The 11,618-nt window shown below is 62.7% G+C and carries 13 protein-coding genes; 12 read left to right on the top strand and 1 reads right to left on the bottom strand.

The window, feature by feature from the left end; genetic code table 11:
- The 3 genes from ACR2JI_RS13330 to ACR2JI_RS13320 all read left to right on the top strand — a co-directional run.
- Positions 1-558: NAD-dependent epimerase/dehydratase family protein (locus tag ACR2JI_RS13330; RefSeq protein ID WP_526390680.1), on the top strand; the 558-nt coding region annotated here is incomplete at its 5' end.
- A complete protein-coding gene (locus ACR2JI_RS13325; RefSeq protein ID WP_526390678.1) occupies positions 555-1,373 on the top strand; it encodes a transketolase in 819 nt (272 codons plus the stop codon). The genes ACR2JI_RS13330 and ACR2JI_RS13325, both read left to right, overlap by 4 nt.
- Complete coding sequence (locus tag ACR2JI_RS13320) at positions 1,370-2,266, top strand: transketolase family protein (protein WP_526390676.1); 897 nt, start codon at positions 1,370-1,372, stop codon at positions 2,264-2,266. The genes ACR2JI_RS13325 and ACR2JI_RS13320 overlap by 4 nt, the downstream gene beginning before the upstream one ends.
- Here ACR2JI_RS13320 and ACR2JI_RS13315 read toward each other — a convergent pair.
- A complete protein-coding gene (locus tag ACR2JI_RS13315; protein WP_526390674.1) occupies positions 2,250-3,020 on the bottom strand; it encodes a cephalosporin hydroxylase family protein in 771 nt (256 codons plus the stop codon). The genes ACR2JI_RS13320 and ACR2JI_RS13315 overlap by 17 nt on opposite strands.
- 338 nt (positions 3,021-3,358) lie before the next feature.
- Here ACR2JI_RS13315 and ACR2JI_RS13310 point away from each other — a divergent pair, with 338 nt between their 5' ends.
- The 9 genes from ACR2JI_RS13310 to ACR2JI_RS13270 all read left to right on the top strand — a co-directional run.
- Complete coding sequence (locus ACR2JI_RS13310) at positions 3,359-3,958, top strand: D-sedoheptulose-7-phosphate isomerase (protein ID WP_526390672.1); 600 nt, start codon at positions 3,359-3,361, stop codon at positions 3,956-3,958.
- Positions 3,955-4,989, top strand: coding sequence for an NAD-dependent epimerase/dehydratase family protein (locus tag ACR2JI_RS13305; protein WP_526390670.1), 1,035 nt, complete (start codon positions 3,955-3,957; stop codon positions 4,987-4,989). Before ACR2JI_RS13310 ends, ACR2JI_RS13305 begins: the two co-directional genes overlap by 4 nt.
- Positions 4,979-6,232 (top strand): class I SAM-dependent methyltransferase, encoded by a 1,254-nt coding sequence (locus ACR2JI_RS13300; RefSeq protein ID WP_526390667.1) that lies wholly within the window; start codon positions 4,979-4,981, stop codon positions 6,230-6,232. Before ACR2JI_RS13305 ends, ACR2JI_RS13300 begins: the two co-directional genes overlap by 11 nt.
- Positions 6,229-6,780, top strand: coding sequence for a dTDP-4-dehydrorhamnose 3,5-epimerase family protein (locus ACR2JI_RS13295; RefSeq protein ID WP_526390665.1), 552 nt, complete (start codon positions 6,229-6,231; stop codon positions 6,778-6,780). The genes ACR2JI_RS13300 and ACR2JI_RS13295 overlap by 4 nt, the downstream gene beginning before the upstream one ends.
- Positions 6,777-7,658, top strand: a complete 882-nt coding sequence (locus ACR2JI_RS13290) for an NAD-dependent epimerase/dehydratase family protein (protein WP_526390663.1) — start codon at positions 6,777-6,779, stop codon at positions 7,656-7,658. The genes ACR2JI_RS13295 and ACR2JI_RS13290 overlap by 4 nt, the downstream gene beginning before the upstream one ends.
- Positions 7,655-8,872: an HAD-IIIA family hydrolase gene (locus ACR2JI_RS13285; protein WP_526390661.1), complete on the top strand. Its 1,218-nt coding sequence runs from the start codon at positions 7,655-7,657 to the stop codon at positions 8,870-8,872. Before ACR2JI_RS13290 ends, ACR2JI_RS13285 begins: the two co-directional genes overlap by 4 nt.
- Before the next feature lie 7 nt (positions 8,873-8,879).
- A complete protein-coding gene (locus ACR2JI_RS13280) occupies positions 8,880-9,884 on the top strand; it encodes a GHMP family kinase ATP-binding protein (protein ID WP_526390659.1) in 1,005 nt (334 codons plus the stop codon).
- Between the two features lie 5 nt (positions 9,885-9,889).
- Positions 9,890-11,194: a class I SAM-dependent methyltransferase gene (locus ACR2JI_RS13275; RefSeq protein ID WP_526390657.1), complete on the top strand. Its 1,305-nt coding sequence runs from the start codon at positions 9,890-9,892 to the stop codon at positions 11,192-11,194.
- 9 nt (positions 11,195-11,203) lie between these two features.
- Positions 11,204-11,618, top strand: a 415-nt coding sequence (locus tag ACR2JI_RS13270) for a DNA-formamidopyrimidine glycosylase family protein (protein WP_526390655.1), incomplete at its 3' end; no start/stop codon positions are given.

Genomic DNA, 11,618 nt, shown 5'->3' with positions numbered 1-11,618 from the left:
ACCGAATGGGTCTACGGGAGCAGCAGCAGCGAAGAACCCGCATTCGAAAAGAACCCGATCGACATCACCGGGCTCAACGACACCTACGCCATCACCAAGCTCGCCGCCGAGAACCTGCTCAGGACCACCGGCCTCTTCGAGGATCTGATGGTCCTGCGATTCGGAATCGTCTACGGACCTCGGACCGAGAACTGGTCAGCGGCCGAGTCCCTGTTGTCCGCCGCCTCCAAGGGACTCGTGGAAGTGGGCAGCCTCAGCACGGCCCGCCGCTTCATCTTCGTTGACGATGTGGTGGACGGAATCATCAGCTCACTGGGACATACCGGGCACGACATTCTCAACATCGCGGGGACACAACTCGCCAGCCTCGGCGACGTCATCGCCGAGTCGGAGAAGATCCTCGGACGCCAGGTCGAGGTGCGCGAAACCAATCCCGCCGCGATCAGTGTCCGCAATCCTGACCCCGCCCACGCTATGGCCGTCCTCGGCTGGCGTCCCGAGGTCGATCTGTATGAGGGCCTCTCCCGGGTCGCCGCACACCTGGGAATCGGCGCATGAGCACACGCCAATTCCCCGACCCCGTCGATGTGCGTAAGAGCATCGTCAAGATGCTCTTCGAGGGCGGCGCCAGTCACCTCGGTTCGAACATGTCGGCCGTCGAAATGCTGATCGCGATGTACGGCAGCGTCGACGTTGAGAAAATCAACGCCAACGCCCCGGACCGGTCACGCATCATCGTCAGCAAGGGGCACTGCGCCGCTGCGACTTACGCGACGATGGCGCACTTCGGCCTTCTGCCGATGCAGATGCTCGACACGTATCACAAGGACGGCTCACTTCTCGCCGGCCACGTGAACCATGCGGTTGACGGGGTCGAACACTCCACCGGCGCACTGGGGCACGGGATGAACGTCGCGGTGGGCTGCGCGTTGGGCCTGCGGTCGCGCGGGTTCGTCGATCAGGTTGCTCTGACCCTCGTCGGTGACGGCGAGATTCAGGAGGGGTCCATCTGGGAAGGCCTGATGTTCGCCGCCCACATGCAACTGGACAACTTCATCATGCTGGTTGACAACAACCGGATCAGCAGTATCACCAACACCGAGAAGATCATCGACCTGCGGCCTCTGGCAAACCGGTTCGCCGGCTTCGGACTCAATGTTCGCGAGGTCGACGGACACTCTGTCGGCGAGATATCTGAGGCTATCGCCGACCTTCGCGGCGGCGGCCGTCCCGGGGTCATCGTGTGCAACACCGTCAAGGGTAAAGATGTGCCCTTTGCGGAGTGGGAGCCCATCTGGCACTACCGGTCCTTGAGCGACGAGTTGTATCGGGAAGCGTTACAGCACTTGGATCAACTGGGAGGCCAGGCATGAGAGGCCAAATCATCGATGCGATCTTCGACGAGATGGCGCGCAACGAGGACATCTTCTTCCTCACCGCGGACATGGGGATCAACCTGGTCGAGAAGTTCGGCGAGACCTATCCCGACCGGTACGCAAACGTCGGTATCGCCGAACAGAACCTGATCGGGGTGAGCGCGGGACTGGCCAACCTGGGATACCGGCCGTTCGCCTACACCATCTCCAATTTCGTCGTTCATCGATGCTTGGAACAGATCCGCAATGACATCGGTCTTCACCATTACCCGATCACACTGCTGGGAACATCGACCGGTTACGACAATTCTCCCTTGGGACCCACCCACCACATCATTGATGAGTGGGGCACTCTCCAGTCGCTGCCGGAGATCGACATCTACTGCCCGTCGTCAGTGACCTACGCCTCCACACTTGTGCAGACGGTCCTGCAGGAGTCGAGACCGGCCTACATCCGAATTCCCAAAGGCGGACATCAGGATCCGGCATCTGAGGAGCATCTCGTACATCTCCATGGCGCCGAGAACGGTACCGTTCTCATCTCCTACGGCGGCCCCGCCCAGTCCTGCCTGCAGGCCCGAGAGTCCCAGCCCGAGGTGGGTCTCGTCGTCGTCAACCGACTCCGTCCCCTGGAGGACGAGGTACTCGTAAATGCGCTGCGCCGGTACCGTACCGCGATCGTGGTTGAGGATCATTTCGCGAACTCAGGCCTTTATGGCTCGCTCTGCGAGTTTGTGAATCGGCATCAGGTGCCGATCAAACTGGATTCGCTCGCTCCGACGTCGTACGTGTTCGATGTCGGAACCAGCCCCGAGTACTTCGCGCGGAAATTCGGCCTTGATCCGGCCGGCATCCTCCGCAAAGTTGCGGAGATCAGCGAATCCTCCTGAGATATCCGTCCGGGGCCACCGTGATCAACAACTTGTTGTGGATTCGGTCATCGATCTCGAACTCGCCGTGAGTCTTCAGGTAATCCCACACCGCGGTCTTCGGGTTATCTCCCGGGCCCCAAGGGCGATCGGAGGTTTCCTGCGCTGAGATGTCCTCGATGACGGTGTCGAAAACGACGCAGTAGCTTCCCACCGTCGTCAATGGCGCGTATGCCTCCAACTCGGCCCGAACGTGGGCGTGCGTGTGGTTGCTGTCGAGAATCACCAGGACGGTCTGGTAACCGGCGGCGATCGCGTGAACCTGGGTGATCACCTCTGGCGCGATGCTGGAGCCTTCGATCATCTGAATGCGGGATGCCATCGGGTGCGCCTCGACGGCAGCACGGTTGTGAGCGCGGATATCGATATCGATCCCCAGCACCTTGCGGTTTGACTCGGCGGGGTCCAGCGACAGTCCGGCCTCGATGGCGTCAGCCATGTCCAGCAGTGCCAGCATGGAGGCATTGAAAATCAGCGAACCGCCGTGGGCGATCCCGGCCTCGATGATCAGGTCCGGCCGAATGCGCCAGATCAATTCCTGCATCGCCACGACGTCCTGCGGGTATTGGATGATCGGGCGAGACATCCAGGTGAAGTTGTAGGAGTACTGCGGCGTGTTCGACGAGCGGATGAACCGCATGGCGTCTTCCTTGAGGGACTCATTTCGCGCCATCGCGTCGATCCGATCGATCACGTCCCGCTCAAAGTCACTCATACTGCGCTCCTAGACATTAGCTGGCTGCCGACTACAGCCACCTGGACACCCGGCGCCCCGGCCGACGCACGGGTGGCGCAGCCTCCGGCGGTTCCCACCCGGGGCCATCGGCGTCAAATTCCGGCAACTCTTAACCGATAACCTACCCCACCTGCGATTATTTGTCTGCCAAGAAGGTGGGTACACTCAGTTTAGAATATACGTCGAACGTACTACTACCCCCACCCATCGGTCTCATCAGCACCACGGGGCCGATACATCCGACCCGGCACCGGGACGGCCCCGAGGCAGGTTCTCCGGTGGACTGTGTGTTTGCTCCGGATGCGAAAGGATTCGAAATGACGGCGGCATCAACCACGCATTTCGGGCTCGCTCGAGCGTCGCTCATCCCGACTGCCATCGCCACTGTCGATCCCGCCGCCCTCGATGCTTTCCTGGCCGCCATCGAAGACGGGGTCCGGAACGAGTCGCGCATCTGGATTCTCGGCAACGGTGGAAGCGCCGCCATCAGCGATCATTTCGCCACCGACCTGGCCAAGGTCAATATCGACACCGGCCTGGGGATCCTTCCAGTCAGCCTGTGCTCCAACGGGCCGGTGCTGACCGCCCTGTCGAATGACTACGGCTACGAGGACGCCTTCGCTCATCAGGTGCGGGCCTACGCGAAGGCCGGCGACCTCGTTGTCGCGGTGTCCTCCTCGGGGAACTCGGAGAACGTGATCCGGGCGATCCAACAGGGTAAGGACAACGGCGCCACCACCGTCGGGCTGTCGGGATTCGACGGAGGCCGACTCGCGAAGGAATCAGACATCTCGATTCACGTGCGCACCGATGTCGGGGACTACGGAACGACAGAGGACGCACATTCAGTCATCTGCCATGCGGTGTCACTACAGCTTCGCGAGCTCGGCGAGAGGGAAAGAACACACACACGATGAGAGTGCTTGTCACCGGCAACCTCGGATACATCGGAACAGTTCTGACCCAACGTCTCACTCGGATGGGGCATAAGGTGCAGGGGCTCGATATCGGCTACTTCTCCGACTGCACGGTTGGGGACCGCCCGGCTGACCCGCCTACCTGGAACGTCGATATCCGCGACGTCGAATCCAAGCACCTGGACGGTATCGATGCCGTCGTTCACCTCGCGGGACTGTCCAACGATCCACTCGGCGCTCTCAACGAATCGCTCACCGACGAGATCAATCGCGACGGCGCCCTGCGGCTTCTCGATGTTGCCCGCGATGCCGGCGTCGGGCGTTTCGTGTATGCGTCCTCGCAGAGCATGTACGGGGTGGCCGACACCGACGACGAACTCGACGAGGATGACAGCGCCAAGAATCCCGTCACTGCCTACGCGAGAACGAAATGGGAAGCGGAGCTGGTCATCCGCGAAGCGTCGAATCCGTCGTTCACCACAGTTGCCTTCCGGCCCTCCACCGTGTTCGGCCTGAGCCCTCGACCCCGATGCGACATCGTCTTCAATAACTTTGTGGCCCGCGCCTACACCAGCGGCGAGGTGCTGATTCTCAGCGATGGAACGCCCTGGCGGCCGGTGATCCACGTGCAGGATGTCTGCAGTGCCTTCGAGGCCGGTCTCTTCGCGGACTCCGACGTCGTCGGCGGACGCGCCTTCAACGTCGGGATCAAGAACGGCAACTACACGGTGCGCGACCTCGCCGATGCCGCGGCCAGAAGCGTTCCCGGCGCCCGGGTTGTCACGGCGGAATCGCCGAGCACCGACGAGCGGACCTACCGCGTCAGCTTCTCCAGGATCCTGAGTGAGTTGACCCCGCTCTACAGCCCGGCCTGGGATCTGGACACCGGCGGTAAGGAACTCGTCGACGGCTGGACCAGGGCTGGTCTGACCGCGGAGCAGGCCTTCGGACCAACGTGCATCCGTTTGGAGCGCTTACGCGAACTCCAGGAGCAAGGCCGATTGGACGGAGATCTTCGCGTTGTCCGCTGAACCGCAGTACCGCACGATCGACGGCTGTCGACTCTGCGGTGCCGAGTCCCTCACCGACGTCTTGGATCTCGGCACCCAACCGCTGGCCAATTCTCTTGTCGACGACACCAGCGGGCATGAGGCCATGATCCCACTGGAGATGGTCTATTGCCGCGAGTGCGGCCTGGCACAACTCTCCGTTGACGTGGATCCTGCCGTCATGTTCCGCGACTATGTCTGGGTTACCGGGACGTCGGCGTCAACTCGCGAGTATTGCCAAGGTCTGGCCGACTGGATCATGAGTCGAGTCTCCGTCGATGCCCCGCGGGTATTCGAGATGGCCAGTAACGACGGAACCCTCTTGCAGACGCTCGCCGACAGGGGTGCCCGGGTACTCGGGATCGATCCGGCCGTCAACCTCGCCACCGATGCAACCGCGAGGGGCGTCGAGACGATCCCGGACTTCCTCACCTCCGAGACCGCCACGCAGATCGAGGCCACACGAGGGAAGTTTGACGTCGTCATCGCACGTAACGTCATGTCCCACGTACCGGATCCGCTCGGCGCGATCGAGGCGCTGTCTCGACTGACGGTCGATGATGGACTCGTTCTCATCGAGTTCCACAGTGCACAGACCATTTTGGAGGAGCTGCACTACGACTCCATCTATCACGAGCACACCATGTACCACTCGCTGCACACGATGCAGCGTTTGATGTCCACGGCCGGACTGAAGGCCTTCGATGTTCGGCGCAGCCCCATCAGTGGCGGATCCTGGGCGCTGCTGGCCCGCAAGACGGACGTAGCACCGCCGATAACGGGAGAGCTGTCGGAGGCACTCGAATACGACCGCCGCAGTGGTATCGGCGAGGAGAGTGCATGGCTGGACTTCGGCCGCCGCGCCGAAGGCCACCGCGACCAGCTCAGCCATGAGATTGCCCGGCTGTCCGAATCTGGTCAGCCGATGGTCGCCTATGGCGCATCCGCGCGAAGCTCCACGATGCTGAACTACCTTGGCCCGGTCACCAAAGCACTCCAGGCAATTGCGGATGCGAGTCCTCTCAAACACGGGAAGTACTCGCCAGGGGTGAACATCCCCATCGTGTCGCCCCAGGCCGTCCTGGAGATGCACCCGCATGCGATCCTGCTGTTCGCCTTCAACTTCGAAGACGAGATACTTCGCTTCCTGAAGGACGCCAGGTGGAAGGGCGAGGTTGTCGTCCCATTTCCCGGGGATCCCAGGGTCTTCACCCTCACCTCATGACAGCCAACGGAAAGATCGAGGGCCTCGATCACGTCCAATTTCGGGCGCATCTGGACTCCCGCGGTGCCTTGGTGCGGGTGTTCGACGACCCTGTCATGCGGGAAAGCGGCATCGACTTCTCACCCGACTACGCACTCGCCTCGGTCAACCCGGTCGCCGGCACCCTGCGCGGAATGCACTTCCAACGGGGGAACGCAGGCGAATCGAAACTGATCTCGGTAGCAACCGGGGCGATCCACAACGTCACGATTGATCTGAGAAAAAGCTCGCCCACCCTCCTCACCGCTGAGGTGAACGTTCTGCGTGGCGGTGACGGACACGCAATACTCGTGCCGCCGGGGTGCGCCAACGGCTGGATCACCCTGGAACCGAACACGGTGCTCTGCTACCAGGTCGCAGGCCGGTACAGCCCCGAAGCCTCCACCGGTATCCGCTTCGATGATCCGGCCTTCTCAATTGATTGGCCGCTGACACCGGCGGTCATCAGCGACGCCGACCGTCAGTGGCCGGATTTCGACATGAATCAAGCCGGGGCACTTGAACCGTGAAAATCCTGCTGACCGGCGCAACGGGGTTCATCGGCCACCATCTGGTTGAGCGCCTGCTGCGGGATGACCACGATGTGCTCGTCGCGACGACCACACCTGACCACGTTCCGCCCGACTGGCGAGTGACGACCGTCGTGTTCCAGGATTCCGCCGGCGGCCTGGACGAGTCAGAGATCCGACGCTTTGGCCCTGATGCGCTCGTCCATCTCGGCTGGGCGGGAATTCCCGACCTGGGAGTCACCTGGTCGCTGACGAATGTGGCGATGTCCGCGCGGGTCGTCGCCACCGCCTTGGGCTGTGGCGTGCAGCGAGTCGTCGGAGTTGGTTCCTGTCGCGAGTACGCCACCGGTGGCGGCGCCAAGACAGAGGCTGACGCGCCCGCCGAGGACGCGGATATCTTCGCGCAAGCCAAGGTGTGCACCCACCAACTTATCCGCGCGGCAAGCGAAGGCAGCGGCGCCGAGTGGAGATGGGCACGACCGTTCTTCGTCTACGGTCCGGGCCAACGATCGGACTCTCTGATACCGGCCGCCGTTGCGAAAGCGGCTGCAGGAAGCGAACTCACGGTGGCTTCGCCCAGTGCGGCGGTGGACTTCGTCAACGTCGTCGACGTCGCGGAGGCCCTGTACCTGCTCGCCACCCGTCCCGGCCCGTCCGGTGCGTTCAACATCGGCAGTGGTCGTGCGCATAACGTCGCATCGGTTGCCGGCTGGGTCGCAAGGGAATGGCGCGGCCAGCAGGCCGGCGAGATCCTTTCGGGTTCCGAGCCCGATGCCTGGTGGGCTGACACCACGGCCATCAGAAATTCCTACGGGTGGTCATCCACCGTCATGCTCGAGAGCGGCATCCGCAACGTCATCGCCGGGGCACGCGGATGACCCAAGCAGTGATGCTGGCCGGCGGACGTGGAACGCGACTGGCTCCCCACACGGATCTCCTACCCAAGCTGCTGGTGGATGTCGCCGGAAAAACATTCCTGGAACACCTGGTGGATTCCCTTGCGGCCGAGGGGGTCACGGAGTTACTCATCCTGGCGGGATATCGCTCCTCCCAAGTGGTCGATGCGGTCCGAGATCTCGATCAGCGGGTGACTATCTCAGTGGTTGAGGGCGACCCTGAATGGAGCACCGGCGAGCGACTGTTGCGGGCCGGCGTCTTGCTCGATGAGCGGTTACTATTGCTCTACACAGATAACCTCACCGTTTTCAGCGTGGCCCGCCTGTCGGACATCGCGGAAGCGACGAAGGCGAAGATCGTCGTGTCCGCCTGCCTGAATCCGCGGGGAAACCTGGTTCGAGACGCCGAGGCGGGGCCGCACGTGGTGCGCTATCTGCCCGATCGGTCGATGGGCCAGGCGTCCTGGGTCGAGGTGGGCTTCTGGCTCGTGGAGCGCGATTACCTCGTGCCGTTGCTGCAACGGACCGCCGGTTCCCTGCCAGCGGCGCTCGCGGCCGCAGCGGACGAGGGAGCCGTGGCCGCGGACTTCCTACCCCACCCGTATCACAGCATCGGGGACGCCACCCGCCTCGAGACCACCCGACAAACCTTGGCGCCGCGCAGGGTCATGCTGATTGATCGGGATGGACTCATCAACGAGCGTCCACCCCGGGCCTGTTATATCGAGAGCGTGGCGGACGTGCGCTTCATCGAAGCCAACGTCGCCGCACTCTCGACGCTAGGCGCACAGGGATTCACGTTAATCATCATCAGCAACCAGGCCGGTATCGGACGAGGTGTGGTAGCAGCCGAATCCGTGAAGAGCGTCAACGATTTCATCATCGCGCGCCTTGCTGAGGTAGGCGTCGACGTCATCGACGTCTACCTGTGCCCGCACCAGTGGGACGCCGGCTGCTCCTGCCGCAAACCGAAACCCGGAATGCTCACCCGCGCCGCACGCGAGCACGCCCTGTACCTACCTGCGATCGTGTTCGCAGGAGATGACGAGCGCGACGTCGAGGCGGGTAACGCGGCCGGCGCCCAGACCCTGTTCATCAGCGAGCAGACCGACACCGATGCACGCCCGACCCTCGGCGTTTTTGCCGACCTGCACGCCGCTCTTCCGGCCTTGCACGAGGCCTACAACATTGTCTAGGGGAGCCATGTCACGCCAGATTCACTCTGTTACGACCAGGACACCGCTGCGGGTCAGCTTCATGGGCGGCGGTACCGACTTTCCGCGCTACTACCTGGACCATGGCGGCATCGTGGTCAGCGCGGGCATCCAGGCTCATGTGTACGTCACCGTGATGCGGCACAGCCCGATGTTCGGCGAGCGATACCGCATCTCGTACTCCGAGACAGAAAGACGGGACGCTCGGGATTCCATCGAGAACGGTATCGTCCGCGGCTGCCTCGAACTCCTGAACATCGATGAACCCATGCACATTTCGACGAGCGCGGATGTCCCCGCAATGTCGGGCCTCGGATCATCGAGCAGTTTCGCCGTCGGACTTCTCCTCGCACTGCACGCCATGCGCGGTGAGGACATGTCGGCTGCCGCTCTGGCGGAAGAGGCCTGCCAGGTCGAGTTGGAGGTCCTCGGCAAGCCGATCGGCAAACAGGACCAGTACGCGGCGGCGTTCGGCGGTCTCAACGCATTCCACTTCCAGCCGACGGGACGGGTGATGGTCGAACCCATCTCCCAGCAGGCTCTGGGCCGTGACATCACCGACGGTCTCTTCCTCATCTGGACCGGCATGCAGAGGAAGGCCGAGAAGATTCTCGCCGACCAGGACCGCCGCACCGGAATCAACCTTCAACAGCTCGACGCGATGAAGAAGCTGGCGAATGAGCTCCTCACCGAACTGCACGACCTGTCGCTGACGTTGCCGCGGCTCGCCGAATTACTGAGCGAGGGATGGGCGATGAAGCGCGGGCTCAGTGATGCCATCAGCAATGAGGAGATCGAGAGTTTCTGGCAGGAACTAATCGATGCCGGGGCAATCGGCGGCAAGCTTCTGGGCGCCGGCGGCGGCGGATTCATGCTCGCCGCTGTGCCCGAGGGAAATCAGACCCGCTTTCTGTCCCGGATGAGCGACCGGAACCCGCTGCGCCTACAAGTCGATCCCCTGGGCGCACGAATCTTGAACCGAGTGGAGAAGTAGTAGAGATGGTTTCCTTGACAGCCCAGGTCAATGCCTGCGGGCCATTCATTCACGAGTTCTACACGGTCGGCGATGACGAGTTCAACCACGAGGGTCCGGTCGGCGGGCGATCCGCATTCCTGTGGCGCAAGGCCGCGGCGTTCATCGACGAGACAGCCCAGTCGCGGGGCTGTGCCCGGGAGGAACTCTCTGTGCTCGAGGTGGGAGCCAGCGACGGCTGGCTGCTCAATCTCCTGTGGCACAGGTACGGAATGCGGGATCTGACCGGTTTGGAGCCGCGCGGTCACTCGATCGCACGTGGCCGCCAGGCTCGCGCGCTTCTCGGGATCGACGACGGTGTCATCCACGTCGCGGGCGACCCTGGCCACTGGCCCGAGGAGTTGGCGGATCGGACCTGGGACGTGGTGATCTGCTTCGGCGTGATCCATCACCTGTCCGATATTCAAGGTTTCCTCAACGACATCGCTTCGCGAACCCGCTACGGCGCGCTGTTCGAAACACTGACCCTGGACGACAACCTTGTCACCGACGACCTGACCGACGCATTAGAGCCGAAGGACATCATCTACGGGAGAGGCGGTGTCGAGCGCCAGGTTTCACTGTGCGGGGTGAAGCTTGAATCGAACATCCTGTGGGGCAGCACCGTCCACACCGGAATCGTCATGGTGCCGGCCGTCCGGGGACTCACGTGGATGACCGAAAGCGCCGGTTTCGAAATCGTAGGCGTGGAAGATGGTTTCGAGACCCAACTTCACGCCGACCATCCGCTGGCCAACAGTCATCGCCAGCACTTCCATTCCTCGGTGATCACCACTCGCATCCCGGATCAGACCGCCGCAGTCGTCGATCTGGACCGGCAGGCGCGTGAGATTCTGCTGTCCCAGGAGATCGCCAATTGCCTGAAGCCCTTGCCGAAAGCGACGCTGGAACAGCTCAGCGGAATCATCGAATCGCAGAACGGCGCCTATGCAGAGGCCCTCGCCGGTGCCGTCGCGGAAATCACTGAAGGACTTTCCGCCGACCAGGCCGACATCGTGCGAGCGCTCGTCCACGTTCCCGAGGTCAAACTAGCCTTCGAGTGGGGAAAGTTCCATGCCTCGACCGGGGATCGCAATGCTGCGGTGCGGGCACTGCACCAGATCGTCGACAATCCGTGCGACGACTGGCGGTCCTGCTACCGGTCCTTCTATCTGCTGTCGCTGCTGGAATCGGATGCCGCCGCTGAATGGCAGCGGTTATGCCTGTTCGCCAACCCTGAATTCCCGCTGCAGGAACTGCCGGGGTCCTACAGCGAGGCATTCCCGGCCTAACCTGAACCCATGCCCGAAGGCGACACCGTCTTCCGAACCGCCGCCGCCCTCCGCGACGCCCTGGAAGGCAAGACCCTCACCCGCTGCGACATCCGAGTCCCCCGCTACGCAACCGTCGATCTGACCGGCCAGAAAGTCGACGAGGTGCTCAGCCGCGGCAAACACCTGTTCATCCGGGTCGGGGTGGCCAGCATCCACTCCCATCTGAAGATGGATGGCAGTTGGCGGGTCAACCACCGCACACGACAAACCCACAAAATCCGAATCGTGCTGGAGACAACAGACACCACTGCCGCCGGCATCGACTTGGGCGTCCTGGAGATCCTGGACCGCGATCACGATATGGACGCCGTCGCCCACCTCGGCCCGGACCTGCTGGGCCCCGACTGGGATCCGGACACTGCAGCGAAAAACCTGACACAAG

The sequence above is a fragment of the Mycobacterium sp. genome, from assembly GCF_051006775.1.
In the GTDB taxonomy this organism is placed as follows: Bacteria; Actinomycetota; Actinomycetes; order Mycobacteriales; family Mycobacteriaceae; genus Mycobacterium.
The sequence above is the reverse complement of the archived record's forward strand: the minus strand, read 5'-3'. Positions and strand labels throughout refer to the sequence as shown.